The sequence below is a fragment of the Aquabacterium sp. genome (assembly GCF_014378415.1).
GTDB lineage: Bacteria > Pseudomonadota > Gammaproteobacteria > Burkholderiales > Burkholderiaceae_C > Aquabacterium.
Genome location: NZ_JACMNS010000054.1, coordinates 1 through 25,295 on the forward strand (window position 1 = coordinate 1; position 25,295 = coordinate 25,295).

Annotated in this window: 25 protein-coding genes and 1 pseudogene; 15 read left to right on the plus strand and 11 right to left on the minus strand. The window is 63.9% G+C overall.

What is annotated here, in order from left to right; genetic code table 11:
• From H7225_RS05560 to H7225_RS05570, 3 genes are all read left to right on the plus strand, one after another.
• The coding region (locus H7225_RS05560) for an ImcF-related family protein (protein ID WP_290659793.1) at window positions 1-1,908 on the plus strand (1,908 nt) is incomplete at its 5' end.
• A complete protein-coding gene (gene tagF, locus H7225_RS05565; RefSeq protein WP_290659794.1) occupies window positions 1,905-2,888 on the plus strand; it encodes a type VI secretion system-associated protein TagF in 984 nt (327 codons plus the stop codon). The genes H7225_RS05560 and tagF, both read left to right, overlap by 4 nt.
• A gap of 95 nt (window positions 2,889-2,983) precedes the next feature.
• Window positions 2,984-3,685: an OmpA family protein gene (locus tag H7225_RS05570; RefSeq protein ID WP_366481291.1), complete on the plus strand. Its 702-nt coding sequence runs from the start codon at window positions 2,984-2,986 to the stop codon at window positions 3,683-3,685.
• Window positions 3,686-3,714: 29 nt separating this feature from the next.
• On the opposite strand, the gene tssA is transcribed toward H7225_RS05570, so the two are convergent.
• Window positions 3,715-4,812: a type VI secretion system protein TssA gene (gene tssA / locus H7225_RS05575; protein ID WP_290659795.1), complete on the minus strand. Its 1,098-nt coding sequence runs from the start codon at window positions 4,810-4,812 to the stop codon at window positions 3,715-3,717.
• 164 nt (window positions 4,813-4,976) lie between these two features.
• Here tssA and H7225_RS05580 point away from each other — a divergent pair, with 164 nt between their 5' ends.
• Genes H7225_RS05580 through H7225_RS05605 form a run of 6 tightly spaced genes read left to right on the plus strand, consistent with a single transcriptional unit; the run spans window position 4,977 to window position 8,645 of the window.
• The gene (locus H7225_RS05580; protein WP_290659796.1) at window positions 4,977-5,744 is read left to right on the plus strand and encodes an energy transducer TonB; all 768 of its coding nucleotides are present in this window, start codon (window positions 4,977-4,979) and stop codon (window positions 5,742-5,744) included.
• A gap of 6 nt (window positions 5,745-5,750) precedes the next feature.
• On the plus strand, window positions 5,751-6,539 hold the full coding sequence (locus H7225_RS05585) for a MotA/TolQ/ExbB proton channel family protein (protein ID WP_290659797.1): 789 nt from the start codon (window positions 5,751-5,753) through the stop codon (window positions 6,537-6,539).
• Window positions 6,540-6,549: 10 nt separating this feature from the next.
• Window positions 6,550-6,981: a biopolymer transporter ExbD gene (locus H7225_RS05590; protein ID WP_290659798.1), complete on the plus strand. Its 432-nt coding sequence runs from the start codon at window positions 6,550-6,552 to the stop codon at window positions 6,979-6,981.
• A gap of 25 nt (window positions 6,982-7,006) precedes the next feature.
• Window positions 7,007-8,212, plus strand: a complete 1,206-nt coding sequence (locus tag H7225_RS05595) for a CoA transferase (RefSeq protein WP_290659799.1) — start codon at window positions 7,007-7,009, stop codon at window positions 8,210-8,212.
• Window positions 8,209-8,394, plus strand: coding sequence for a DUF1289 domain-containing protein (locus H7225_RS05600; RefSeq protein ID WP_290659800.1), 186 nt, complete (start codon window positions 8,209-8,211; stop codon window positions 8,392-8,394). Before H7225_RS05595 ends, H7225_RS05600 begins: the two co-directional genes overlap by 4 nt.
• 5 nt (window positions 8,395-8,399) lie before the next feature.
• The gene (locus H7225_RS05605; RefSeq protein WP_290659801.1) at window positions 8,400-8,645 is read left to right on the plus strand and encodes a hypothetical protein; all 246 of its coding nucleotides are present in this window, start codon (window positions 8,400-8,402) and stop codon (window positions 8,643-8,645) included.
• Here the strand turns inward: H7225_RS05605 and H7225_RS05610 are convergent.
• From H7225_RS05610 to H7225_RS05625, 4 genes are read right to left on the minus strand one after another with little or no spacing between them, the layout of a single operon-like run.
• A complete protein-coding gene (locus tag H7225_RS05610; protein WP_290659802.1) occupies window positions 8,594-9,121 on the minus strand; it encodes a hypothetical protein in 528 nt (175 codons plus the stop codon). The genes H7225_RS05605 and H7225_RS05610 overlap by 52 nt on opposite strands.
• A complete protein-coding gene (locus H7225_RS05615) occupies window positions 9,118-9,942 on the minus strand; it encodes an FAD:protein FMN transferase (RefSeq protein WP_290659803.1) in 825 nt (274 codons plus the stop codon). The genes H7225_RS05610 and H7225_RS05615 overlap by 4 nt, the downstream gene beginning before the upstream one ends.
• A 1-nt stretch (window position 9,943) precedes the next feature.
• Window positions 9,944-10,489 (minus strand): FMN-binding protein, encoded by a 546-nt coding sequence (locus H7225_RS05620; protein ID WP_290659804.1) that lies wholly within the window; start codon window positions 10,487-10,489, stop codon window positions 9,944-9,946.
• 14 nt (window positions 10,490-10,503) lie between these two features.
• Window positions 10,504-11,394 carry a DUF6662 family protein gene (locus H7225_RS05625; protein WP_290659805.1) on the minus strand — a complete coding sequence of 297 codons (891 nt, stop codon included), beginning with the start codon at window positions 11,392-11,394 and terminating at the stop codon, window positions 10,504-10,506.
• A gap of 124 nt (window positions 11,395-11,518) precedes the next feature.
• Here H7225_RS05625 and sppA point away from each other — a divergent pair, with 124 nt between their 5' ends.
• Both sppA and H7225_RS05635 read left to right on the plus strand, forming a co-directional pair.
• Window positions 11,519-13,378 carry a signal peptide peptidase SppA gene (gene sppA, locus H7225_RS05630; protein WP_290659806.1) on the plus strand — a complete coding sequence of 620 codons (1,860 nt, stop codon included), beginning with the start codon at window positions 11,519-11,521 and terminating at the stop codon, window positions 13,376-13,378.
• A 13-nt stretch (window positions 13,379-13,391) separates the two neighbouring features.
• Window positions 13,392-14,057, plus strand: a complete 666-nt coding sequence (locus H7225_RS05635) for a YceH family protein (RefSeq protein WP_290659816.1) — start codon at window positions 13,392-13,394, stop codon at window positions 14,055-14,057.
• 25 nt (window positions 14,058-14,082) lie between these two features.
• Here the strand turns inward: H7225_RS05635 and H7225_RS05640 are convergent, their stop codons facing one another.
• Both H7225_RS05640 and H7225_RS05645 read right to left on the minus strand, forming a co-directional pair.
• Window positions 14,083-15,315 carry an MFS transporter gene (locus tag H7225_RS05640; RefSeq protein ID WP_290659807.1) on the minus strand — a complete coding sequence of 411 codons (1,233 nt, stop codon included), beginning with the start codon at window positions 15,313-15,315 and terminating at the stop codon, window positions 14,083-14,085.
• A gap of 25 nt (window positions 15,316-15,340) precedes the next feature.
• Window positions 15,341-15,463, minus strand: a pseudogene (locus H7225_RS05645) (XRE family transcriptional regulator); the annotation flags it as partial.
• Between the two features lie 349 nt (window positions 15,464-15,812).
• Here H7225_RS05645 and H7225_RS05650 point away from each other — a divergent pair.
• From H7225_RS05650 to H7225_RS05665, 4 genes are read left to right on the plus strand one after another with little or no spacing between them, the layout of a single operon-like run.
• Window positions 15,813-17,729: an MFS transporter gene (locus H7225_RS05650; RefSeq protein WP_290659808.1), complete on the plus strand. Its 1,917-nt coding sequence runs from the start codon at window positions 15,813-15,815 to the stop codon at window positions 17,727-17,729.
• The gene (locus H7225_RS05655; protein WP_290659809.1) at window positions 17,726-19,078 is read left to right on the plus strand and encodes an MFS transporter; all 1,353 of its coding nucleotides are present in this window, start codon (window positions 17,726-17,728) and stop codon (window positions 19,076-19,078) included. The genes H7225_RS05650 and H7225_RS05655 overlap by 4 nt, the downstream gene beginning before the upstream one ends.
• Before the next feature lie 26 nt (window positions 19,079-19,104).
• A complete protein-coding gene (locus H7225_RS05660; protein ID WP_290659810.1) occupies window positions 19,105-19,785 on the plus strand; it encodes a CAAX prenyl protease-related protein in 681 nt (226 codons plus the stop codon).
• 20 nt (window positions 19,786-19,805) lie between these two features.
• Entirely contained in the window at window positions 19,806-20,834 is a 1,029-nt protein-coding gene (locus H7225_RS05665; RefSeq protein WP_290659811.1) for an endonuclease/exonuclease/phosphatase family protein, read from the plus strand.
• Here H7225_RS05665 and H7225_RS05670 read toward each other — a convergent pair.
• The 4 genes from H7225_RS05670 to H7225_RS05685 all read right to left on the minus strand — a co-directional run.
• Window positions 20,831-21,361, minus strand: coding sequence for a hypothetical protein (locus tag H7225_RS05670; protein WP_290659812.1), 531 nt, complete (start codon window positions 21,359-21,361; stop codon window positions 20,831-20,833). The two genes, H7225_RS05665 and H7225_RS05670, sit on opposite strands and share 4 nt — an antisense overlap.
• A 5-nt stretch (window positions 21,362-21,366) precedes the next feature.
• Window positions 21,367-22,515, minus strand: a complete 1,149-nt coding sequence (tgt, locus tag H7225_RS05675; protein WP_290659813.1) for a tRNA guanosine(34) transglycosylase Tgt — start codon at window positions 22,513-22,515, stop codon at window positions 21,367-21,369.
• Window positions 22,516-22,552: 37 nt separating this feature from the next.
• Window positions 22,553-24,898, minus strand: a complete 2,346-nt coding sequence (locus H7225_RS05680) for a hybrid sensor histidine kinase/response regulator (protein WP_290659814.1) — start codon at window positions 24,896-24,898, stop codon at window positions 22,553-22,555.
• A gap of 36 nt (window positions 24,899-24,934) precedes the next feature.
• A partial coding sequence (locus tag H7225_RS05685) for an S-adenosylmethionine:tRNA ribosyltransferase-isomerase (protein ID WP_290659815.1) occupies window positions 24,935-25,295 on the minus strand: 361 nt, incomplete at its 5' end.

The window sequence follows — 25,295 nt, forward strand, 5'->3', positions numbered from 1 at the left end:
ACCTGGCTGGAGGCCAATCGCGGCACCATGCCCCGTGATCGCCTGATCCAGAGCGGCGAGCACATCATGTCCTTTGCCTTGGCGCAAATGGCCGATCCCGCCTTCCCCCAACAGGACTTGAATCTGGGCCTGCTGGACCAGACGCGCGAAAACCTGCGCCGCGTGATCAAGGGCATGCCGGCCCGCGAGCGCGTCTATGCCGAGATCAAGGCCCGCGCCGCCACGCGCTTCGCGCCGATGACCGTGGCCCGCCTGATCAGTGATCCTGACCGGCCAATCGTCGCGGGCAGCTACGCCATCTCTGGCACCTTCACCAAGGAAGCCTGGGACCAGTACGTCAAAGACGCGTTCAAGAACGCGGCCAACAACGAACTGCAGGCCACCGACTGGGTGCTCAAAACCGCGTCCAGCGACGACCTGACCCTGGAGGGCAGCCCCGAGCAGATCCAGAAGGCCTTGACCCAGTTGTACAAGCTTGAATACGTGCGCGAATGGCAGAAGTTCATGCAGGGCATCACCGTGCAGGAGTTCGGCAGCTTTGAAAAGGCCGTGGTGCACATGAACCGCCTGGGCGACCCGGCCGCCTCACCCGTGGGCCTGCTGTTGCGCACGCTGTACGACCAGACGGCCTGGGACAACCCATCGCTGCTGAACGACAAGCTGGCGTTGGGGCAGCGGGGTTTCGTGGACTGGTTCAAACAGTCCATCTTGCGCATGGCGCCGTCATCGGTGGCCGTCAATGTCAACGTGGCCATGCCCACGTCCGACATCCCGCTGGGGCCGATCGGCAAGGAGTTCGTTGGCCTGAATCGTTTGATGATGCCGCGCGATGGTGGTGCCACGCTGGTGCGCAGTTACCTGGATGCCTTGTCCAAGATCCGAACCCGCTTCAACCAGATGAAGAACCAGGGCGACCCGGGGCCAGCGTCGCGCCAGCTGATGGTGCAGACCCTGGAGGGCAGCTCCGAGTTGGCCGATGCTTTGAAGCTGGTCGATGAGCAGATGCTCAATGGCATGAGCGAATCGGCCAAAGCCACCCTGCGGCCCTTGCTGGTGCGGCCGCTGATGCAGGCCTTTGCCGTCATCGTGCGGCCGACCGAATCCGAGTTGAACCGCGTTTGGATGGCCCAGGTGTTCGAGCCCTACCAACAAACCTTGTCGGCCAAATACCCGTTTGACCGGGGCTCCAAGGTGGAAGCCAGTCCGGTGGAAGTGGCCAAGGTCTTCGGCTCGGAGGGAGGCGTGGCCAAGTTCGTGGAGCAGTCGCTGGCAGCCCTGGTGGTGCGGCGCGGCGACACGGTCAGCCCGCGCACCTGGGCCGACATGGGGGTGCGCTTGTTGCCCGACTTCTCAGGTGGTTTGGCAGCGTGGGTGGCGCCGTTGAGTGGCCAAGGCGGCGCCAGCAGCGCAGGTGGTGGGGCCGGTGCGGCGGCCGCTGAAGCGCAGACGGTGTTTGAGCTGCTGCCCCAGGCGGTGCCGGGCCTGACCGAGTACACCGTGGACATCGACGGCCAGCAATTGCGTTACCGCAATGCCGCCGCGACTTGGTCGCACTTTGTGTGGCCAGGGCCGGGCACGCCGGGCGTCAAGATATCCGGCGTGACCTACGACGGGCGCACCTTGGAGTTCTTCAACGAGCCGGGTCGCTATGGTCTGGAGAAAATGATCAACACGGCCCAGCGCAAGCGCACCGACAGTGGCGCGTTTGAACTGCGCTGGCCGCAGGGCGCGCTGGCCGTGGCCTTGCAGTTGCGCATCATCTCGAACGCCGCACCGCCGGCTACCGCTGCAACCACCACCCCGGCTGGCGCGTCCGTTGGCGGCGGGCGTCCTGGCGCCTTGCCTGCCATGATCGCGGGGGGGGCTGATGCCACGGTGGCCTCGATCACGCCGGAGGCCAAGCCATGAGCGCGGCCCATCATTCAACCGAGGTGCTGTACTTCGGCAAGCTGCCGTCGCGGGGCGATTTCGTACGAAGCACTCACCACGCCTCCATCATCCAGAGCCTGGACCAGTGGCAGGCGCAAGCGATGGAGCGCCTGTCGACCGATCCGCGCTGGAAACTGGTCTACGACCAAGCCCCTGCCGTGCAGTTCGCCATCCTCGGGCCGCACAGCGATGTGGGGTTGGCGGGCCATTGGTTGGCCAGCCAGGATGCGTCTGGGCGGCGCTTTCCATTCATCACGGCCGGCGTGTTCGATGTGACCGACCAGCTTGACTTCATCCAGCATGGTCCCCTGGTACTGGCGCGCCTGTGGGCACGGCTGGAGCAGGTTGCGCGGGTGGCCCATGCTGCCACGGACCTGGCGCATGCGCAGGCCAGCCTGACCGCGCCCATCGAGGGCGAGCTCAAGACCTGTGGCCCGCGCCTGGAACTGGTCGATTTCATGGAAACGCACACCGTGGCCAGCCTGGAACAAATGCTGGCGGCCTCGGGCGCGCGGGTGTCGGTGCGCCAGACCCTGCTGGCCCTGGGCATCTTGCTGCAACCCGTGATGGCGCAAGGTGCCAGCAAGCTGCACAAGGGCTTGCGCCTGCCCTTGGCGGCAGATGCTGGTCTGCGCTGGCCCGTGGCCTGTTTCTGGCTGTCCCTCATCCTCGGGTTTTTCAAGCGAGTGGACGCGGAGTTGGCGCTGTTCGTGACCACGCACACCACCCATCCTGAAATGATCCTGTGTTTTCAAGGCGCGTCGGCGGCTTCGCTGTGCTCAGTCATCGACCCGGAAGCCTTGCAGCGCGACACCGTCGAAGTGACCCAGGCCGACTGGGTCGAAGACTGCCTGGACGACGACTACGGCCTGCGCAAATTGTCGAACTACTTGCGCGACCCGGCCCTGTCATTGGCCCAGGCCTTGCGCACGTTTGAAGAAACATTTTTGGGAGCATGACGAGCATGAACCACGCGAAAGTTCTGGCCTGGCCTCTGGCCCTGTGGTGAGCGGCCGTTGGCGCTCAGAACGTTCCACCCACTGCCGGTGCACAGGTGCTGGGCCCCAATCAAGTGGTGGTGGCCGGCACCGTGCCCGACGAGGCCACCCGCGTGCAGGTGGTGTCGCGGCTGCGCGAGCTGTACGGGGCTGACCGTGTCGTCGACCAGTTGACGCTGGGCGCTGTGGTGGCGCCGCCGCAGTGGTCTCAGAACCTGCAGAAAGTGTTGTCGCCCGCGCTGAAGCAAGTCAGCCGTGGGCAGTTGAGCGTGCAGGGCAACATCATCGATTTGAAGGGTGAGGTGCCCAACGAGGCGGTGCGCCAACAAATGGCCAGCGACATGGCGGCCTCGCTCAACCCGACCTACACGGTGCGCAATGGTTTGCGCGTGGCCGCTCAAGAGCAAAGCCTGGTGGACCAGACCTTGGGCAACCGCATCGTCGAGTTCGAGGCGGGCAGCGCGGTGCTGCGGCCAGCGGGCACTGGCATCCTGGACGAGATGGCGCTGGCCCTGTCCAAGCTCAAGGGCAAGAAGGTTGAGGTCATTGGCCACACCGACGCGCAAGGCGGCCGGGTGGCGAACGTGGCGCTGTCATTGACGCGTGCGCAGGCGGTCAAGACTTATTTGGTGAGCAAAGGGCTGGTGGCCGAGGCGATTGGCACCACGGGGCTGGGGCCTGACCGGCCCGTGGCCAGCAATGCCACCGACGAGGGCCGGGCCCGCAACCGGCGCATCGAGTTCCGGGTCGAGCCCTGAGCCCGGCCGGGCCCGAGGGCCTGTGCCGCTCAGAGGCCGGCTTCGCCCTCTACGCGCTCTTCGGGCTCCACGCCCAGCAGTTCGTGCAGATGGGACATCGAGCCCTGGTCCTTGACCACCTTGCGCAGCCACTCGTGCAAGGGCATGTCGCCCCACTTCACGGCCTTCTCGGCCAGGTAGGCGACGGGGCTGTGTGGCTCAGTGCGGCGAAAGAAAGCGGCCACATCGCGCAACTGTTGCAAAGCTTGTGCGCGGCTGCGCAGCGGGCCCCTGGCCGAGGCATGCATCGTCATGTCGTCAGCGGCGACCCCATCGTTGTCCAACAAGGCGGGGGCTGAGCCTTCAGCTTGTTCGCTCGGCACGGTGGACAAGGCGCCGACTTCCCGGGCCAGGCGCTCGATGTCATGCACCGCGCCTGACAAGGCTTCTTTGGCCGACACAAAAGAGGGGCCCTGGTGGCCCAGCTTTGAGTCCACCACCGTTTGCCAAGCCAGGAGTTGTACTTCGCAAGCCTGCACGGTTTGCAACGTGGTGCGCAACTCGTCTTTGGGGGTCTCGCGCAAGGCGCGCATGAACTGCTCAAGCGTGACGCGGTGACTGGCCTGTGCTCGGGCGTCTTGGGGTGAGCGCTCCTGCTGGGTTTGCCATTGGTGGGCGGCCGCCATGTCTTGCAGGGAGTACACCCCGCCTTGTCGGCCCCGCGTCAAGGGCCGTGTGTTGGCCAAACTCACCAGGCGTTGCAGCAGCCAGGTCATGTTGCCCACGCGCTGGTCCATGTCGCCCTCGTCGGCCTGCGGGTGCAGGTCGTCCCAGTGGTTCTCGCACAGCGCCGTGCACAACTGCAAGCCCTGGAGCAGACCAGCGTAGCCCCGGATCAAGGCCAGGGCTTCGGTCAGCCACTGGGCCAATCGCAAGTCCTTGGTTTGCTGGTTCAACAATTGGGCGCACTGCCGCACCACACCAGGCCAGTCGGCCACTTTCACGGAAGTCACCCATTCGCCTTGGTCCAGGGTGGGGTCGTCTTCGCGCCGCATTTCGGCGATCTGGTCGAACTCGGTGGAGAAAGACGGGTCTGCGCCGCAAGGCAGACCGCCGGCGATGGGGGCCCGCAAGGCTTCGTTGTTCATGGGGTCCCTGGTGTGTTCGTGCGGATGATTCAGCCCATGATTTTCCCATGAAGGAGGGGCGGTTTTGTCGGCGCGAAGTACCCCCCGCAATGGGTGGATGTCCGGCTGGCTGCCAAACGTGAGTGATTCTCAATTGCAATAAATGTTAAAGTAATGGCATGGTGTTGACTGAGTCTTCTTTTGCGGGTGGCGGCGATCAGGCGCCGCGCGCAGATTTGTCCCCAAGCCAGCGTTGGACGTTGACAGCGGGGGCCGTGTTGCTGCACGGCATCGTGGCCATCGCGGCGTGGCGCTCCGCCACGCTGCCCGCGATTCCGCCGGATCCTGCCCCGTTGATGGTGAGTTTGATCACCAATGACGCGGTGCCACTGGCACCTCCTGCGCCGCCCACGGCAGAGCCCCCCAAGCCGGTGGCCGCGCCCAAGCCCGTGGTGCCAGTGGCGCCTCAAAAAACGCCGCCACCTGTGCTGGCCTCGACCCGAGCGGCTGAGCCAAAAGACATGCAGGTGCCGGTGTCCGCGCCCGAGCCGCGCCCTGTGCCCGCCGTGACCACACCGACGCCAGTGCAAAACACGCCCACGGCGGCCGCCACTTCAGCCACCAGCACGGCACCGTCCAGTGAGCCGGCTGTGCCACCACCTCCCAAAACCTTGCCGTCGTCCGCAGTGCGTTTCCTGATCAAGCCTCAACCGGTGTACTCAGCCGCGTCGCTGGAGTTGGGCGAATCCGGCACGGTGACGATGCTGATCCTGGTGGACGAACAAGGCCGGACCAAAGAGGTCCAGGTGACGAAATCGTCGGGCTACCCCAGGCTGGACCGCGCTGCTGTGGCCGCCGAACGTGCGGCCCGTTTCCAGCCCTACCTTGAAGCGGGTGTGCCAAGCAGTGTCTGGGTGCCCCACAGCATTACTTTCAATCTCGAAGAGCGTTGACCGACCATGAACGAATCCACCACACCCATCACGACGACCACCGCCGTGGTTGAGTCCAGCAACCCCGTCGCCGAGATGGGCTTCGGGCACTTCATCAAGAACACCGATTTCGTCGGGCAAGGCCTGTTCGTGATCCTGGTGGTCATGTCCCTGCTGTCCTGGTCCCTGATCATCACCAAGGGCGTGGGCCTGATCATGCGCCAGCGACGCAGCAAGATCTTTCTGAACTTGTTCTGGAACGCCACCTCGCTGGAAGCGGTGCAGCACGAGATCACCACGCACGGCGTGAGCGAGCCCTTTGCCCACCTGACCTCGCATGCCATGCATGCCCAGGCCCACCACGCCCGCTATGGCGCGGCCAAGTTGGAAGAAGCCGGTTCGGCCCAAGACTTCCTGACCCGCACCATCAAGAAGGTGCTGGACGAAGAAACCATGCGGCTGGAAAGCGGTCTGGCTGTGCTGGCCACCATCGGTGCCACCGCGCCTTTCGTGGGCTTGTTCGGCACGGTGTGGGGCGTCTATCACGCGCTGCTGGCGATTGGCGCCACAGGTGCAGGCACCTTGGACAAGGTCGCCGGTCCTGTGGGCGAAGCCCTGGTGATGACCGGCGTGGGTTTGGCCGTGGCCATTCCGGCCGTGATGGGCTACAACTGGTTGACGCGCAGCAACCGCGTGTGGGGTGCCCGCCTGGACGCCTTCGCGTTCGAGTTGTTCACCTTCTTGTCGACCGGTCAGACTCTCAAGACTCATGCCAATGTGCATCCCTTGAAGACCACCACCACCGCCGGCAATTGAGGAGCACACCATGGCTTTCGCCAGTTTTGACAGCAAAAGCACCGGCGCGCCGATGGCCGAGATCAACATGGTGCCGCTCATCGACGTGATGCTGGTGCTGTTGGTCATCTTCATCGTGACCGCGCCCTTGTTGAGCCACTCCGTGAAGTTGGAATTGCCCAAGGCCAGCTCGCAAGTCGTGTCGGCCAAGGCGGAGAAGATCAACTTCTCGATTGATGCCGATGGCGTGCGCTCTTGGAACGGCACCGCGCTGACCCGTGAGGAGGCCGCCCAGCGCTTCGTGCTCGAAGGCCAGAAAGCCACTCAACCCGAAGTTCACCTGCGGGCTGACCAGAACGTGGCCTACAAGGTCGTTGCCGAGACCCTGGCCGATGCCTCCAAGGCCGGCTTGAGCAAGATCGGTTTCGTGACGGATCCGGTGCCCGTTGCTACCAAGAAGTAAGGCGGTGGGGGTAGGATCGGCGCCCATGAACGCGCAGACTTCTTCTTCCATCCCGCCGCAGGCTTTGGCCGGCATCAAGGTGATCGAATTGGGCCAGCTGATCGCTGGCCCTTTTGCTGGCAAAACGCTGGCCGATTTTGGGGCCGAGGTCATCAAGATCGAGCCACCAGCCAATGAAGCCGGCCCCGGCGGCGACCCCTTGCGCCAGTGGCGCATGCTGCACCAGGGCACCAGCGTGTGGTGGCAGGTGCAAAGCCGCAACAAGCAAAGCGTGGTACTGGACTTGCGCACCGATGAAGGCCGTGAGGCCGTGCGCCATCTGATCGATGAGGCCGACGTTGTCATCGAGAATTTCAAACCCGGCACCATGGAGAAATGGGGCCTGGGCTTTGACGAACTCAGCCGCAGCAACCCCGGTTTGATCATGCTGCGCATCAGCGGCTACGGCCAAACTGGCCCGTACCGTGAGCGCCCTGGTTTCGCCGTGGTGGCCGAGGCCATGGGGGGCATGCGCTACCTCAATGCCGAACCCGGCCGAGTGCCCGTGCGTGCCGGTGTCAGCTTGGGTGACACCTTGGCAGCCTTGCATGGCGTGATCGGCGTGTTGCTGGCCTTGCAGGCGCGCCATGCCAGTGTCAGCGAGGCGGCGCCCAAGGGCCGTGGCCAGGTGGTCGATGTGGCCTTGTACGAGGCCGTTTTCAATTGCATGGAAAGCCTGCTGCCTGAGTACAGCGCCTTTGGGGCGGTGCGTCAGCCTGCGGGCTCGGCCTTGCCCGGCATCGCGCCCAGCAACGCCTACCCCTGTGCCGATGGCATGGTGGTGATCGGCGGCAATGGCGACTCCATCTTCAAGCGCCTGATGATCGCCATTGGCCGCACTGATCTGTCTGCCGATGCGGAGCTGGCGACCAACCCGGGCCGGGTCAAGCGCGTGGGCGAGATCGACGAAGCCATTGGCGCCTGGACTGCGAAGCGCCCGGTGGGCGAGGTGGTGGACGTGCTCAACGCCGTCAGCGTGCCGGTGGGCCGCATCTATTCCGCGCGTGACATCGCGGAGGATCCGCACTACCAGGCGCGCGAGATGATCGTGCCCGTGACCACGCACGATGGATTGACCGTGCAGGTGCCCGGCGTGATCCCCAAGTTGTCGGCCACGCCGGGCCTGATCACGCGGCGCGCCCCGACCCTGGGTGAAGACACGGAGCGGGTGCTTGGGCGCCGGCGGTCGTGAAATCTTTGCCGTCCGAGTCTGATCCTCCGCCAAGCCCTTGCACCAAGGTGTGCCGCATGGCGGGGCCTGTGTGCGCCGGATGCGGCCGCACGCTGGACGAGATCGCTGGCTGGAGCCGCATGAGCCCGGATGAAAAGCTCGCCGTGCTGGCGCGCCTGTCGTCCCAAAAAGCGGCATCATAGGTCGCATGGACACCCTGGATACTTTGCAATCGATGGGCTTGACCTTGCCCACTCCCGCCTACATCTTGGGCGCCATCCTGTTTGGCATCCTCGGCATGGTGGCGTATTGGCATGGCAAGAAGGTACAGCGGCCTCGCACCAAGTGGTTGGGCGTGGCGCTGATGTTCTATCCCTATGCCGTGTCATCCACTTGGCTGCTCTATGGAGTGGGTGCGGCCTTGTGCGTGGGCTTGTGGCTCGATGGCATCTGAGCGCCCTGGCGGGTAGATAGTCGATGCGTTTTGCCGTAAAGCTGGGAGTGCTTGCGAGCCTGGCGGCCGCGAATCCAGTGCCAGCCCAAAGGGCCGGCCAGCGCCACCCCCGCACCCAGGTGCGTGAAGGCGACAAGCGTCCCCAAGGATTCATCACCAAGGTAGTAAATGCCGACGGCGCTGATGTTCAACAGCAGCAGCAGCATGTTCAGAATCAAGCCGCTGATCCGCTGACGATGTCGCCGCCAGCCTGAGCGCATGTGCACGCTCCACAGTGCGCCCATCAACATGGCCAATCCAAAACCTCCGGCGGCGTGCAGCGCTGCCGTCAGCACGCGCGCAGAGCCGGGCAGCCGCGGCATCATGACCTCGGCTCGCAGCACCAGCGTGGTGGGTGTCAGGAGGCCGCCGGTGACCCACATCAACAGCATGGTGCTGATCAGCAAGGACAAGAACCACTTTGGATAGCCTTTCATGCGGGCATGTCCAGCGATGGCGGTGTGACCAGGCAACCGCCCAGGCGTTGCACCAGGGCCTGGCGTTGTGCCGGTGCGGTGGCCGAGGCGACTTTGGTCAGCGCGTCGGCGCGCCAGGCACTGCGAGCCAGCACGCTCCAGATGCCCGTTTCGGGCGTCAGGCCCTCTGGCGCCACGATGCAGGCTTGAAAGGGGTCGTCACGGTGCCAACTGTGGCTCGCGCGTGAGCTGGCCAAGGCCGCGTCGCGCAGTCCGCCCAATGAGGTGAGTTGTCCGTCCAGTTCGCGCCGTTGCACGGGCAGGGTCACGTCGCCAAATACCCGCAGATCACCGCCTGCGTTGACCCATCCTGCAGAGGCGCCATGGCACCGCAAGGCACGGATGGCCAGATCGACCGCATAGCCCTTGGCCACACCATCCAGGGTCAGCCGCACCGGACGGCGCAGTCGCGCCCAGGTGTCGCCCAGCTCCAGGTCTTGCGCACAGCCTCGCGGTAGCGGTGCTGGCCCGCCGTGGTCGGGCAGGGCGCCTTTTCCCACCAGTAGCCCGCCGACCGTGCAGTCGAAAGCGTGGTGGCTGAGGAGCATGAACGCTTTGGCGATCCGCAACAGCCGAAGGGTGCCGGCCTGCAGTCGCACGCGGGTACCCGGTGCACCATTCAGTCGCGACAACTCGCTGCGTTCGTCTTGAAAACTCCACAGGGCTTGCGCTTCAGCGATGGCCTCGAAAGCCCGCTCAATGGCCACAGCGGTATCAGTGCCACGTGCGCTCACCTCGACAAAGGTGCCGAGCAGAGGGCGCATGCGTCGCGTGTCGTCCATGTCACGGGGCCTTGGCAAGGAAGAGCTTGTGCACGACCAGCAGGCGCTTGACCCCGTCCATCACGTTGCGGCATGACAGGGTGGCCCCACTGATGTTGGGCACGTCTTCATCGAGTTTGAACGGGTCGGCCAGTGTTTTGCCGACCAGACTCTTGCGCCAGGTGGCTTCCCGCACTTGGCCACCGTGGGTTTCGCGGTAGCTGATGATTTCGACCCCAAGCACATGGCCGTCTCGTGAGATGGCCGTGGCATAGGTGATGAACTCATGCTTGCCGATCACTTCATCAATGATGAACCAGCCTTGCAACTGACCATCGCGCTCGGCGCGCCAGACTTTTTGCTCGTCCCAGCGTTGTCTCAGGCCCGAGGCAGCTTTGATGCGATCGCGCTGATCGTCATTGAACTTGAGGGTTTGTTCTGCAAAGGTTTTGGCGGCGGGGAACAACAGCACCTGCGCCTGCGCCACTGTCAGGTAGTCGGCCGCATGGGCCGGCCAGGCGATGGCGGCCACAGGTAGCAGGGCGAGCGTCCAGTTTCGTGTGTTCATGAAGCCGCCATTGATCAGAAGTTGTACCCGACCTTCAGGCGGATTTCGTTCTTGGTCTTCTCGATCAAGTGAAGCCCGGTGTCGGTTTGGCCAAGGTATTTTTCACCGCCACCACGCAGTTGCTGGAAGTAGGTCAGCGAGGACCACCACTTGTCGCCGCCGTAGTGCAAAGTGGGGCCGCCAAACAGGGACCAGCGCTCCTGGCCCACTTCGGTTTCAAATTCGGTTTCGTGCAGTATCTCGGCGCCGATGTACCAGTTCGGCATGAATCGGTAGGACAAGCCCGTGCCGATCTTGGTGGAGATTTCCATCTCTGGGTCGGTCGGCCAGTCGAAATTCTGGGGCAGGTTCGCAATGGCCTTGCGCTGTTCGTACGCCGCCCGCACGCCCACATTGCCGACCCAGACAATCTGGCCTTCCATGAAATATTTCTGGGCCAGGACTTGGGTCTCCAGCTCGTATTCGGTTTTCTTTTGGCCCGAATGCACGTCCAGCACGCCATATTCGAATGAGGCAGAGCCCGACAGGCCGAAGTCGTCCTTGGCAGGGCTCAGGAAGTTGTACTTCACGGCCAGCTCGACGCTTTGAAGGCGCAGGCCAAACTTTTTGTCAGCAGGCAAGTAGCCATCGATCACCAAGCCCGATGTCTTGAGCGACATCGCATTGAGCTCTGCCGAGATCTGGAACCGATCGGTCACCCCAAATTCGATTTCGGTTTTGGAGTCGATCGCGCGGTACATGCCGCTGCCCTTGTCCGAGCGCTGGGTGAACCATTGGTAGAACTCACCGGCGCCTTTGGGCAGGACTTCTGAGCCGCGCACGTAGCCGAAAAGATTTTCATCGGCGTTTGCAGCCCCACCAAGGACGAGCAATGCCAAGGTGACGCAGGTGGTTTTCAATTGCATGACGGAGAGCCGCAGCGGCTGGTGTGAGGTAAATTGGATATTGTAAATGAGAATTGTTCACATTTCTATGTTGCCGTCATGGCAGGGTAAGCTTGCTTTTTATTCGAATTGCAGGGAAGTCTGAATGTCCCATCCTCATCGCGCCTCTGCGCTGTCCTGGTTTGGCAAGCTGTGGTCCTGGCTGGATGCCGGTCGCCGGCTGGTCCTCAACCTCGTGTTCTTGTTGTTGATCGTGGTGGTCGTGGTGGCTTTGTTCAAAAGCCGGGGGCCGGCCTTGTCGGACAAGACGGCGCTGGTGCTGGATTTGCAAGGCGTCATCGTGGAGCAGCACGCCGATGATCTGCGGGCCACGGCCATGCAGCAGGTGCGCGGCCAAGACACCCAGAAAACCCAGTTGCGCGATGTGCTGACGGTGCTGGACGCGGCCGCCAAGGATGCCAACATCTCGCACGTGGTGCTGGTGCTGGACGAGTTCCAGGGCACCGGCCTGGCCAGCTTGCGAGAAGTGGCGGCGGCGCTGGACCGCTTCAAGGCCAGCGGCAAGAAGGTGATCGCCTGGGGCAGCAGCTACGACCAGCGCCAGTATTTCCTGGCCGCGCACGCCAACGAGGTGTTTGTTCACCCCATGGGCATGGTCTTTCTGGAAGGCTTTGGCCGCTACCGCAACTACTACCGTGATGCGCTGGACAAGGTCGGTGTGAGCGTCAACCTGATCCGCGTGGGCACTTACAAAAGCGCCGCCGAGCCCTTCATCGCCAACGCGTCATCGCCAGCGGCCAAGGACGCCGAATCCTTTTTGTACAAAGGCTTGTGGGGCACCTACACCGATGGCGTCGAGAAAGCCCGCAAGCTGCCGGCGGGTGCCGTGATGGCCTACATCGATGGTGCGCCCGAGCAACTGGCGGCGGTCGCTGGCGATTCAGCCAAGCTGGCGCTGCAGGCCAAGCTGGTGGATGGCATCAAGACGCGCGACGAATTGCGTCAACTGCTGATTCAGCGAGGTGCCAAGGACGATGACCAGGCCAAGGGCTTTCGGCAGATTTCGTTGGGGGACTACCTGGCTCGGCAGCGGCCATCGTTCACCGGCGATGCCGTGGGCGTGATCGTGGCCGAAGGCGAGATCGTGGATGGCGTGGCCCCAGCGGGTTTGGTGGGAGGCCGGTCCACGGCCGCCCTGATCCGCAAGGCGCGCGAGGACAGCAACATCAAGGCCCTGGTGCTGCGCGTTAACTCTCCAGGCGGCAGTGCCTTTGGCTCGGAGCTGGTTCGGCGCGAGCTGGAGTTGACCCGCCAGGCGGGCAAGCCCGTGGTGGTGTCGATGGGGGATCTGGCGGCCTCGGGTGGTTACTGGATGTCGATGGCGGCCGACCAGGTGATCGCCGATCCGGCCACCATCACCGGCTCCATTGGCGTGTTCGCCTTGCTGCCCACGGCCGTCCAGGCCTTGGACAAACTGGGCGTGCACACGGATGGCGTGCCCACCACTTGGCTGGGTGGCGCCGGTGACCCGCGTCGGCCTTTGGATCCACGCTTTGCCCGCATGGTGCAGTCCAGCATTGACCACATCTATGCCGATTTCACGGCCAAAGCAGCGCAGGCCCGCAAGACCACGCCCGAGAAGATCAACGAAGTCGCGCAAGGGCGGGTGTGGACCGGTGCGCAAGCCAAGGAGCGCGGGCTGGTCGACAGCCTGGGCTCGTATGCCGATGCCTTGAAGGCGGCAGCGGTGCGCGCCAAACTGTCAGAGGGTTACCGTGTGGTTTACCTTGAGCGTGAACCGGGCCGGTTGGCCGGCTTGTTGCGGGCCTTGGGCGGTGATGCTGCCTTGGCTTGGGCCCATCAGCTGGACGTGGGCCTGATGCCGTTTGGCGCACCGCCCGAGATCGCGCATGACCTGCGCCGAGACCTGGGCCTGGTGACCGACATGGCCAATGGGCGCAAACCCTTCAACGTCAGCGCGCATTGCCTGTGCGAGGCGTTCTAAGATCGTGGTGATGATGAGAACCCTCAACCCCCTTGAAGTCCGCGTTCTGAGCGTGCTCGTTGAAAAGCACCACACCGTGCCTGACAGCTACCCCTTGTCGCTCAACGCCCTGACCTTGGGCTGCAATCAAAAAACCGCGCGCGACCCGGTCATGCAGGCCACCGAGGCCCAGGTGCTGCAGGCCATTGAAGGCCTGCGCGAACTCAGCCTGGTCAATGAAGTGAGTGGCAACCGCGTGGTGCGCTTTGAGCACAACGCGGCGCGTGGCTTGGGGGTGCCCAGCCAGGCCGTGGCCTTGCTCACCTTGCTGGCCTTGCGCGGGCCTCAAACATCGGCCGAGTTGCGCCTGCACACTGAGCGCTTGCACCGCTTTGCCGATGTGTCGTCGGTGGAAGGTTTCCTGGACGAATTGGCCGAACGCGAACAGCCCATGGTCGTCAAGCTGGGGCGTGCGCCCGGCGCCCGCGAGTCGCGCTGGGCCCACCTGCTGTGTGGCGAGGTGAACCTGCCGGTGGCCAGCTTGGCCACAGGGCAGGGTGAAGAGTCGGTGTTGGCCGAAGAGCTGGTGGCTTTGAAGGCCAGGCAGTCCGACATGGCGCTGGAGCTGGCCAGTCTGCGCGCGCTGGTGCTGCGCATGGCCGACGAGTTGGGCATGAAGCCGCCAGGCTCTGACCTCTGAGCGGCCAGCAGCCTGCTGGCTTCACTCAGCGCCAGGCTTGTGCCACCCGTTCATGGGTGGGGTGGCGGTCCAGCCACCACACGACGAACACACAACCCACCGCCGCCAGCAAGGTGCCGATGGTGAAGGCGGGGGCATAACCCAGCAGATCGCCCGCCAGGCCACCGGCGATGCCGCCCAGGCTGCCCACCACCACAACCACGCTGGCCAGCAGGGTGTAGTCGGTGCCAGCGTGCAAGGGGTCGGAGGCGTCCATCATCAAGGCGAACAGGGCCACCGAGGCCATGGTGCCCACCAGGCCTTCCACGATGGTGGCCGTCCACAGCAACTCAACGCCGCCCATGCCCAGGGCTGCAGCGATGTACAGGCCAAAGCCGAAGGCCTGGGCCAGGCCGCTGAACAGCAAGGCCTGGCGCCGCCCAACCCGGAAAGTCAGCCAGCCACCGATCACCGCGCCCATCAGGCTGGTGGCCGAGCCCACGGCGCCTTTCATGGCGGCGATGGTTTCCTTGCTCAGGCCTTGGTCGCTGAGGAAAGGCACGATCAGCGAGCTGACCATCTGGTCCCCAAAGCGGTAGCAAAAGATCAGGCCAGCAATGGCGGGCATGCCGGGTCTGAGCGCCCGGTGGATCCAGGCAATGGCCAGGCGCCATCCACCCGGCCGTGCGCGGCGTTCGACCTGCGGAGGGGGCTCGCGCAAGGTGAGCACGGGCACGATCGTGATGGCCAGCATGGCGGCCATGCACAGGAACATCACGCTCCAGTTGCTGCGCGCAAAGATCCACAACAGCAGCCCGCCCCCCAGGATCATGCCCAGGCGGTAGGCGCCCACCTGGATGGCATTGGCGAGGCCGCGCTCCTTGGCGTTCAACAGCCGCACCGCCAGCCCGTCGGTGACCACATCTTGCGTGGCCGCGATGAGGTTGAAGGCGAACACGGCGGTGAACAAGGCGACGCTGCCCAGTTGCAGGTCAAGCTGCGACAACAGCAGGGCGGTGGCGCAGGCCGCGCCTTGCAGCCACAACAGCCAGCTGCGTCGTGTGCCATGCTGATCCAGCACCGGGGCCCACATGAACTTGATGGCCCAGGGCAGGGCCAGGAACTGCAGGAAGCTGATCGCGGTCAGTGACCAACCCGCTTCGCGCAACAGCACCGGCAAGGCCAGGGTGAAGAAACCGAAGGGCAAGCCTTGGGCGGCGTACAGGCCTGTGAGCAAGGTGAGTTGCTGGGCCCGTGTGTTCTGAGGAGGCTGTTGCATGCCGTTGCCTTTTGTTCAGCGTTGGCCGGTAGCGGTTGAGTGGCCGCAGTTCGATGATGCCCAGCTTGGCCAGCAGGCGGAAGCATTCGGTCTCAGTGATCTCGCAGGTGGACACGATCTGCTTGAAGGTCCATTGGCTCAGGCAGCAGCAGACTTGAGCGCCTGCTTCAGTGTGTTGAAGAGGTCTTGCGTGGCGCTCATGGTGGCAGTGGGTATCGAAATTTGATACCAAGTATGCACGATGGTGCTACTCGGTATTGATTGACCTGCGGAAGCTGAATTTCCACAATCCATTCCCATGTGTTCAACACGCTCTAGCGCCAGGGCATCGGTGATTTCGTCATGGATGCGCCCTTTGAGTACGAAGCCGGTGCAGTCGTGTGCGGGATTGGGCGAGTCCCCCCTGCTTATCCGTTGATTGGCCAGGCCAAGTTTGCCTATACATTTTCGGCTGACGACATGAGTACGCATCCAGCATCAGTGACAGGAACACGATCTTGAGCAAACCACCCGGGCAAGCCACGCCCCCGAGCGGGCAGTTCGCCCTTTTGGGCCAGCGCCGCTTCGTGCCTTTTTTCTGGACGCAGTTCCTGGGCGCGGCCAACGACAACCTGTTCAAGTTTGCCTTCACGGTGCTGGTGACCTACCAACTGCGCGTGTCCTGGCTGGACGCCAAGATGGCGGGCCTGGTCATTGGCGCCCTGTTCATCCTGCCCTTCGTGCTGTTTTCGGCCACGGCGGGGCAGTGGGCCGACAAGTACGACAAGGGCCGCATCATGCGGGCCATCAAGCTGCTGGAAGTGGCCATCATGGTCCTGGTGGCGTTTGGTTTCTTTGGCCAGAATGTGCCGCTGCTGCTGGCTTGCGTGTTCCTGATGGGCTTGCACTCCACCTTCTTCGGCCCGGTTAAATACGCTTACCTGCCGCAGCACCTGAGCGCACGTGAGCTGACCGGTGGCAACGGCATGGTTGAGATGGGCACCTTCGTGGCCATCTTGCTGGGCAATGTCGTTGGCGGCCTCTTGATGAGCATCCCCGAGGTCGGCGTGCATTGGGTCGCGGGGGCTTGCCTGAGCGTGGCCGTGATCGGCTGGCTGATGTCCTTGCAGATCCCCGCCTCGCCTTCGGCCGATCCCGCCTTGAAGCTGAACTGGAACCCCGCCACCGAAACCTGGCGCAACCTCAAGCTGGCGGCCGAGTACCCCAGCGTGTTCCGCTCGCTGTTGGGCATCTCGTGGATGTGGTTCTTTGGCGCGGTCTTCCTGGCGCAATTTCCATCGTTCGCACGCGACGTGCTGGGCGGTGACGAGCAGGTGGCCTCGCTGCTGCTGGTCGTGTTCTCGGTCGGCATCGCGATTGGATCGCTCTTGTGCGAAACCTTCTCGCACCGCAGCGTCGAGATCGGCCTGGTGCCCATCGGCGCGGTGGGCATGTCGGTGTTTGCCTTCGACTTGTACCTGGCCAGCCGTGGCCTGAGCCATCCCTTGGGCAGCCTGATGACCGTGGGCCAGTTCGTGGCGCAGCATGACCATTGGCGCGTGATGGCTGACCTGGCCATGCTGGCCTTCAGCGCAGGGCTGTACAGCGTGCCCATGTACGCCTTGATTCAACTGCGCGCCCAGCCCAGCCACCGCGCCCGCATCATCGCGGCCAACAACATCCTCAACGCCTCGTTCATGATCGTGAGCAGCGTGATGGCGGGCGCCTTGCTCGGCGCGGGCTTGTCGATTCCCGAAGTGTTTGGCGCCACGGCGGTGCTCAACATCATCGTGGTGGGCTACGTGTTCTGGTTGATGCCCGAGTACATCGTGCGCCTGGTGATGCTGGTCGCGGCCCGCCTCGTCTACCGCCTGAAGGTGCGCGGCGACGACCACCTGCCCACCGATGGCGCGGCCATCCTGGTGTGCAACCACGTGAGCTTTGTCGATGCGGTGATCTTGGGCGTGATCAGCCCGCGCCCCATGATTTTCCTGATGGACCACCGCATCTTCAAAACGCCCGGTGTGGGCTGGTTCTTCCGCGCGGTCAAGGCCATCCCGATCGCGCCGCAGAAAGAAGACCCGGTGGCCTTCGAGCGCGCCTTAGAGCGAGCCCGCCAGGCCCTGAGCCAAGGCGAGTTGCTGTGCCTCTTCCCTGAAGGCGCCATCACCCGCGACGGCACTTTGCAGCCTTTCAAGGCCGGCATCATGAAGATCCTGGAGACCAACCCGGTCCCGGTGATTCCCTCGGCCTTGCACAACCTGTGGGGCTCCACCTTCTCGCGCATTGACGGGGTGGCCATGGCCAAGCCCTTGCGGCGCGGCCTGTTCAACCACGTCGGCCTGGTGGTGGGCGAGGCCATCGCGCCTGACCAGGTCACGCCTGAAGGGCTGCAGGCCCGCGTGCAGGCTTTGCTGAACGAGCCTGCCCCTTGAAGTCCGAGCAACCGCACCAGTTCCGGCTGCTGGCGCAGCGCCGTTTTGCACCGTTTTTCTTCACGGTGTTCCTGGGGTCGATGAATGACAACGTCCTCAAATTCTCGGTCACACTGTTGTTGACCTACCAGGTGGCCGTGCCCTGGCTGCCGCCGAATCTGGTCGGCCCATTCATGGGGGCCATTTTCATCGCACCGTCCTTGCTGTTGTCGGCCACCTTGGGCCAATGGGCCGACCGCTGCGACCTGGCTTGGCTGATCCGACTGGGCAAAAGTCTGGAGCTCATCATGATGGCCCTGGCCGCCTGGGCCTTGTGGCGGCGCGACGCACCTCTGATGGTGGCCAGCGTGTTGGTCTGCGGGGTGCACGTGGCCTTGTTCTCCACCGTGCGCTATGCCTACATCCCCCAGCACTTGCGCCTGCATGAATTGACGGGCGGCAACGGGCTGCTGGAGATGGGCATCTTCCTGGCCATCCTCATGGGCACCCTGGTGGGCGGGCTGCTGGTGGCGCCTGACTTGGGCGGCACCTGGGCCGTGGGCCTGGCGGTGGTGCTGATGAGTGTGCTGGGCCGCATCGCCTCGCATTGGATTCCGAGCACGCCGGCGGTTGACCCCGGCTTGAAAATCCACTGGAACCCGGTGGCCGAGACCTGGCGCAACCTGAAGCGTTGCCATGACGACCCGCTGGTGTTTGTCTCCATGCTCGGCATCTCGTGGATGTGGTTTTTCGGGGCAGGGTTCCTGGCCATGTTCCCGATCCTGAGCAAAGACGTGCTGAATGGCCAGGAGGGCGTCGCGTCCTTCCTGCTGGTGTTGACCTCGCTGGGCATTGGCGCGGGCGCCTTGATGTGCGAGCGCTTATCCCGTGGCCGGGTGGAGCTGGGCCTGGTGCCGCTGGGCGCCTTGGGCATGGCCGTGTTCGCCATTGAGATGTCGATGGCCGTGAATGCGCTGGAGCAGGCCAAGGCCCTGAACGCCCGCTCCGCCTGGACTGCGATGGCCTTCGTGGCCCACCCCGCGCATTGGCGCTTTCTGGTGGACCTGTTGTTGATGGCGCTGTCGGTGGGCCTGTTCAGCGTGTCCCTGTATGCGCAGATTCAGGCGCGTGCCGAGCCCAGTCACCGGGCGCGCCTCATCGCGGCCAACAACATCCTTAACGCGTTGTTCATCCTCTTGAGCGCCGTGCTGGTGGGTGGCTTGAGCGCCGCAGGTTTGAGCATGGGGCAGTTGTTCGCGGCGCAGGCGGGGGTCCACATTGTGGTGTGCGGGCTGGCGTTTGCGTGGCAGCCGATTTTCGTCAGGCGCGCGGTGATCCTGGTCAAGCAATGGCTTGGGTCACAATCGTAGCCATTCGCATCAACTCTTAAAACATCATGGGAAGCTTTTTGTCGCGCTCGGTCCTGGCCCGTGTGGTGCCGTTTGTGTTGTTCATGGTGATGCTGGCCTTGCGCGGCCACGTGCCCGCCGATGGCAGTTGGGGTGTGGATCCGCGCTGGCTCTATGGCGCGTCCGTGCTGGTGGTCAGTGGCAGCTTGCTGTTCTTCTGGCGTGACTACCAGGAGCTGGCGCGCGGCACCTTGCCCGCCGCCAAAGAGCTGGTGCTGGCGGTGATCGTGGGCGTGGTGGTGTTCTATTTGTGGGTCAACCTGGCCCAGCCCTGGATGATGTTGGGCGAGGCCACGGCCAGTTTTCGCCCTGTGGACAGCGAGGGCCGCATTGAATGGGGCCTGGTGGCGGTGCGCTGGGTGGGCGCGGCCCTGATGGTCCCGGTCATGGAAGAGCTGTTCTGGCGTTCCTACCTGATGCGCTGGGTGGACAACCCTGATTTCGTGAAGTTGGACCCGCGCGCGGTTACGTTGAAGGCGGTGGCCCTGTCCACCGTGGTGTTCATGCTGGCGCACACGCAGTGGCTGGCGGCCATCCTGGCGGGCTTGGCCTATGCCTGGCTGTACAAGCGCACGGGTTCGCTGTGGGCGCCCATCCTGGCCCATGCCGTCACCAATGGGGTGCTGGGGGTGTGGGTGGTGCTTTACGGCAACTGGCAGTTTTGGTAAGCACAAAAAGGAGACGTGTCATGCAGCGCACGCTCACGCGCACGTGGTCGCAGTGGCTTGGACAGCTGATGGTCGCGGGGGTGGCTGTCGGCGTTTTGCTGGTGTGGATGCTGTTGTCCAACGACCCGGAAAGCCATGCGGCCCTCGCCTTGCTGCTGTACGTGCCATATCCCGTCTACCTGCTGCCGGCTTTGGTCGCGCTGGCCTGGTCTTTCAGCCTCGGGTGGCGTTGGCGTTTGTTGGCCCTGGCCAGCCTGCTGGTGGTTTTGACCGTGTTGATGCGCCCGGCCTGGGGTCACGCCGACGAGGGCTACCGGCGTGTGCGCCTGATGACCTACAACGTCAAGTCCTACCTGGCGACGCAGCGCCCCCATGGGCTGGCTGAAGTGACACTGGAAGTCATGCAGCACGATCCTGATGTGGTCGTCATGCAAGACGCGGGTGATTTCCAGAATCCATCGCCAGCGCTCAAAACCATCTTTGGCAACCGAGAGGTCTATGCTTTTGGCCAGTACATCGTGGCGAGCCGTTTTCCGCTGAAAGATTGTCAGCCGGGCTCGATTCCGTACAGCGGGCAAAACCACAGCTTCGTGCACTGCGTGGTGTCGGTCAATGGCACCGACGTTGACTTGGTCACGGTGCATTTCGTGACGCCACGCGATGGCTTGAACGCGGCCCGAAGCAGCGGCGTCAAGGGCCTGGGTGCCTGGCGCGACAACATGAACAAGCGCCTGACCCAGTCCGGCGTGTTGGCCGAGCACCTGCGTTTGATGAAGCGCCCCCGCATCGTGGCCGGTGACCTGAACGCGCCCGAGCGCTCAGGCGTGGTGCAAGACCTGCTGGACACCGGCTTGCGGGATGCGTTTTCTTCTGCGGGGCTGGGCTATGGCTACACCCATGGCCACTCGCTGTGGCCGGGGATTTCGTTCTTGCGCATTGACCACATCCTGGTCAGTGGCGAGATCGGGGTGAGTGATGCCTTCGTGGGCGGCAAGGTCGCATCGCAGCATCGGCCGGTCATTGCCGATCTGCTGTTGGTGCGCCACTAAGGGCGCAGGCTGCGGAACAAGCGCTTCACGCGGGCCTTGAACCGGGCCCACTGTTGCCAAGCCCGACTGCCCTTGACGCGGGTCAGCACCTTGTCCTTGAAGATCATCCACCGGCCAAACCAGCGCGCAAACCACGCCAGCCGCATCAAGGTGGGCTGGGTCAACATGAACAGGCGCGCGGTGATGGCCGTGCCGCCCAGCTTGGCCGCGATGATCACGCTGATGCCCAGCAGGGTGTGGCCTTCACCCAGCCAGTACAAGGCCAGCAATTTGAGCGGCAGCAGCGTCAGGATGGGCACCACGAACAAGCCCAAGGCAGCGTAGGGCGGCAGGGTGCGGATGCGCCCCTCGATCCAACGCAGGCCAGGCAGCTGGCCGATCCACGCCAGGGCGCGGGCCAGGTACTCCCAGCCCCACTCCTCGAACAACAGCACCAGGCCGATCACCCAGATGCCGACCGAGCCAAGCAGGTGACGCAGCCATCTCAACAGCCAGCGAAGCCCGCGCGACAGGGCCGTGAGCAGCATCGGCGTCAGACGCCTCGGGCGCGGTCGATGGCGAACTGCTTCTGGAACTCGGCAAAGGTGCCGGCGTCCAGGGCCTCGCGCACTTCGCGCATCAGGCTCAGGTAGTAGTGCAGGTTGTGGATGGTGGTCAGCATGGGGCCGAGCATTTCATTGCAGCGGTCCAGGTGGTGCAGGTAGGCGCGGCTGAAGTTGACGCAGGTGTGGCAGCTGCAGGTGTAGTCCAGCGGCTTCTCGTCGCTCTTGTAGCGCGCGTTGCGCAGGCGTAGATCGCCAAAGCGCGTGAACAGGTAGCCGTTGCGCGCATTGCGCGTGGGCATCACGCAGTCGAACATGTCCACGCCCGCGGCCACGCCGGCCACCAGGTCTTCGGGGGTGCCCACCCCCATCAGGTAGCGGGGTTTGTTGGCGGGCAGCTTGTGAACGATGTGGTTCATCACGCGCAGCATCTCGTCCTTGGGCTCGCCCACGCTGACGCCGCCCACGGCATAGCCGGGCAGGTTCATGTCGACCAAGCCAGCCAATGATTCTTCGCGCAGGTTCTCGAACATGCCGCCCTGCACGATGCCGAACAGCGCGTTGGGGTTCTGCAGATTGGTGAACTCGGCGATGCAGCGTTTGGCCCAGCGCAGGCTGAGTTCCATCGACACGCGCGCTTCTTTCTCGGTGGTGATGTGGCCGTTGGCCTGGCTTTCCTTGCCGCCTTTCCAGTAGGGCGTGCATTCGTCGAACTGCATGACGATGTCCGAGTTCAGCACGGTCTGGATCTGCATGCTGACTTCGGGCGTCAGGAAGAGCTTGTCGCCATTGACCGGCGAGGCAAAGCGCACGCCTTCTTCGCTGATCTTGCGCATCTCGCCCAGCGACCACACCTGGAAGCCGCCCGAGTCGGTCAGGATGGGTTTTTGCCAGCTCTCGAACTTGTGCAGGCCGCCGAACTGCTTCATCACGTCCAGGCCGGGGCGCATCCACAGGTGGAAGGTGTTGCCCAGGATGATCTGGGCGCCCATTTCTTCGAGCGAGCGGGGCATGACACCTTTGACGGTGCCATAGGTGCCCACGGGCATGAAGATGGGGGTCTCGACCACGCCGTGGTTGAGGGTGAGGCGGCCGCGGCGGGCGTGGCCTTCGGTCTTGATCAGGTCGAAATTCAGCATGCCGGTATTGTCGCCGCACTGCGCCCAACGGCGATGCTCAGGCCGCTTTCGCCTGGTGCAATGCCAGCAATTGTTCCAGCAGGCGCTCGCTGCGGAAGGGTTTGGCCATCACGATCTGGCCCGAGGCGCTCAAACGGGCGATCTCGGCCGGGTCGGTGTCACCCGAGACGATCAGCGTGTACAGCGACACGCCCGACTCGCGCAGGTAAGCCTGGATGGTCTGGCTCAGTTGCAGGCCGTTGATGCCGGGCAGGCGGTAATCGGTGATGAGGATGTCGGGGCGCTGCGTGCGGGAGGTGGCGGCCAGCAGTTGCGGCAGATCGTCCAGCAGCGCTTCGCCGTCGGGCCAGGTGCGCACCTGGGCGCCCCAGCTTTGCAGCATCTCGCCCAGGGCGCGGCGCAGGATGGGGTCGTCTTCCACAATCCAGGTGTTGCGGCCGGCCATGGGCTGTTGGGGTGATGACGCTGCCACCGGCTTGCTGGTGTTGACGTGGTTGAGCGGCAGCTCGATGGCGAAGCACGAACCCCGCCCCACGCGCGATTTGACGGTGACCTGCTCGCCCAGCAATGAGGCGGTGCGGCGCACGATGGCCAGGCCCAGGCCGATGCCCCGGCTGCGGTCGCGCGCGGCATTGCTCACCTGGTAGAACTCGTCAAAGATGCGGTCCTGCTGGTCGGGCGCGATGCCGATGCCGGTGTCCCAGATTTCGATGCGCAGGCGCCGCTTGCCATGCCGGCGCACGGCCACCAGCACCCCGCCTTGGTGGGTGTAGCGGATGGCGTTGGCCACCAGGTTGCGCAGCACGCCGTGGATCAGCACCGGGTCGGTCAGCACGGTGAGGTGCGGCCCGGCGTTGGCTGGAAACCGAAAGCGCAGTTGCAGGCCCTTGGCATCGGCCGCGCTTTTCTCATGCACGCGCACGGCTTGGAACACGTCGTTCAAACAGACGGGCTGGAACTGCACTTGCACCGCGCCGGCGTCCAGGCGAGAGATGTCCAGCAAACCCACCAGCAGGGACTCCATGGAGGCCACAGCCTCGTCCAGCATGTCGGTCAGCTCCTTGACTTCGGGGGCCACTTTTTGCTGGCGCAGCAGGCTGACCAGCAGGCCGATGGCGGCGGTGGGCTGGCGCAGGTCGTGGCTGGCCGAGGCCAGGAAACGCGTCTTGGACTGGTTGGCCACTTCAAGTGCGCGGGTGCGTTCGACTACGCGCTCTTCCAGCGTGATGTTCATGCGCTCAGACAGGTTCATGGTGTCCACGAACTTGCGCATCAGGGTCAGTGCGTAGCCCAGGAAGATGACCGGTGTGCAGTAGGGTGTCCAGTACAGGTCGGTGACGTCCAGGTAGGGCGTCAGGAACAGGTAGTCGTGGGCCATGCTGATGTAGGTGCCGACCGGGCCTGCTGTCATGAAGACGGCTTCTATCCAGTCGCGCTTCCAGGCCGTCTGCACCACCTTGATGACGACCACGATGCCGCCGACCATCATGATGGGGTAGGCGATCAGGCGCAAGGTGTCCAGGTGGGGCGTGTCCAGCGCAGCGAAAGAGCCCAGGATGAAGGCGACCATCAGCACGCGCAGCGGGTTGAGGATGCGGCTGATGTCGATGCTGGCGTAGCTCATGCCGAAGGCGACCAGGTAAAAGCTGGTCACCGCGTGCGACGAAAAAAACAGCCAGTCCACGATCGGGATCGGCCAGCCGATGGTCTCCAGAAAGTAAAAGGCATTGCGCGAGGACATGACCACCATCAGCCCGCCGAAGTAGGCGAAGACCTTGTCTGACGGGCGTGCGCGCCAGGCCAGCAGCAGGAACAGGGCCATGCCGGCCACGGTCCAGTTGAGCGTCTTGGGCAGGTCGACCGTCAGCGAAGTCCAGGTGTCGAAGTCGGCGCGCATGTGGGCAATGGGCCCGGCCGTCATGGGCGAGATGCCCGGTTTGCGGAAGGGCCCCATGCGCACGTCGATTTCGATGTCGTTGTCGCCGGCCAGCAGCACGTTCACCGGCAGCTCGATCAGGTAGGGCAGGGTGGCCATGCTGGTCACGTCTGCGCCGTCCATGTGGCGGGTCGTCAGCTGGATGCCGTTGACGGTGATGCGGTGGTTGCCGGGCAACCGGTCAATGCGCAGGGCCCACGCGACGGTGGGCGAGTACGCCATGAAGATCTTGGCGCGGTAGCAGGCCACGGCGGGGGGCCTGAGGTTGTGGATTTTCCAGTCGTCCGGCAGCTTGACCGGGGTTTCCTTCTGGTGCTCGGAGCACAGGCCTTTGGCCAGGGTGGCGTTGGTGACCACGATGCTGGGCGACGCCCACGCTGCGCCCATGGTCCACATGACCAACAGCACCCCCAAGTGCCGTGCGTATTCAAGCCAGTTCAATCCCATGATTTTTTTATAGTGAGTTACTGCTTGCCAAGCACTTTATCGTTGAATCAGCATCGCATCGCCATAACTAAAAAATCGATATTGTTGGGCGATGGCGTGCCGGTACAGCGCCCGGATGTGCTCATACCCCGCGAAGGCGCTCACCAGCATCATCAAGGTGCTTTTGGGCAGGTGGAAGTTGGTGACCAGCACGTCCACCACCTTGAACTCGAACCCCGGCATGATGAAGATGGCGGTATCGCGGCTGCCTGCTTTCAGGATCTGGTGGGGCGGGCAAAACAGGGCGGCCGATTCCAGCGCACGCAAGGTGGTGGTGCCGACCGCGACCACGCGGCCACCCTGGGCCTTGGTGCGGGCAATGGCGTCCACGGTGGATTGGCTCACCTCGAACCACTCG

Bases quoted from the DNA above. Each gene is read 5' to 3' on its own strand.
- H7225_RS05595 (WP_290659799.1), top strand. From the start codon at position 7,007: ATGAACGCGCAGACTTCTTCTTCCATCCCGCCGCAGGCTTTGGCCGGC.
- H7225_RS05620 (WP_290659804.1), bottom strand. From the start codon at position 10,489: ATGAACACACGAAACTGGACGCTCGCCCTGCTACCTGTGGCCGCCATC.
- H7225_RS05610 (WP_290659802.1), bottom strand. From the start codon at position 9,121: ATGAAAGGCTATCCAAAGTGGTTCTTGTCCTTGCTGATCAGCACCATG.
- sppA (WP_290659806.1), top strand. From the start codon at position 11,519: ATGTCCCATCCTCATCGCGCCTCTGCGCTGTCCTGGTTTGGCAAGCTG.
- tagF (WP_290659794.1), top strand. From the start codon at position 1,905: ATGAGCGCGGCCCATCATTCAACCGAGGTGCTGTACTTCGGCAAGCTG.
- H7225_RS05605 (WP_290659801.1), top strand. From the start codon at position 8,400: ATGGACACCCTGGATACTTTGCAATCGATGGGCTTGACCTTGCCCACT.
- H7225_RS05680 (WP_290659814.1), bottom strand. From the start codon at position 24,898: ATGGGATTGAACTGGCTTGAATACGCACGGCACTTGGGGGTGCTGTTG.
- H7225_RS05590 (WP_290659798.1), top strand. From the start codon at position 6,550: ATGGCTTTCGCCAGTTTTGACAGCAAAAGCACCGGCGCGCCGATGGCC.
- H7225_RS05670 (WP_290659812.1), bottom strand. From the start codon at position 21,361: ATGCTGCTCACGGCCCTGTCGCGCGGGCTTCGCTGGCTGTTGAGATGG.
- H7225_RS05660 (WP_290659810.1), top strand. From the start codon at position 19,105: ATGGGAAGCTTTTTGTCGCGCTCGGTCCTGGCCCGTGTGGTGCCGTTT.
- H7225_RS05615 (WP_290659803.1), bottom strand. From the start codon at position 9,942: ATGGACGACACGCGACGCATGCGCCCTCTGCTCGGCACCTTTGTCGAG.
- H7225_RS05585 (WP_290659797.1), top strand. From the start codon at position 5,751: ATGAACGAATCCACCACACCCATCACGACGACCACCGCCGTGGTTGAG.
- H7225_RS05665 (WP_290659811.1), top strand. From the start codon at position 19,806: ATGCAGCGCACGCTCACGCGCACGTGGTCGCAGTGGCTTGGACAGCTG.
- tgt (WP_290659813.1), bottom strand. From the start codon at position 22,515: ATGCTGAATTTCGACCTGATCAAGACCGAAGGCCACGCCCGCCGCGGC.
- H7225_RS05640 (WP_290659807.1), bottom strand. From the start codon at position 15,315: ATGCAACAGCCTCCTCAGAACACACGGGCCCAGCAACTCACCTTGCTC.
- tssA (WP_290659795.1), bottom strand. From the start codon at position 4,812: ATGAACAACGAAGCCTTGCGGGCCCCCATCGCCGGCGGTCTGCCTTGC.
- H7225_RS05625 (WP_290659805.1), bottom strand. From the start codon at position 11,394: ATGCAATTGAAAACCACCTGCGTCACCTTGGCATTGCTCGTCCTTGGT.
- H7225_RS05635 (WP_290659816.1), top strand. From the start codon at position 13,392: ATGAGAACCCTCAACCCCCTTGAAGTCCGCGTTCTGAGCGTGCTCGTT.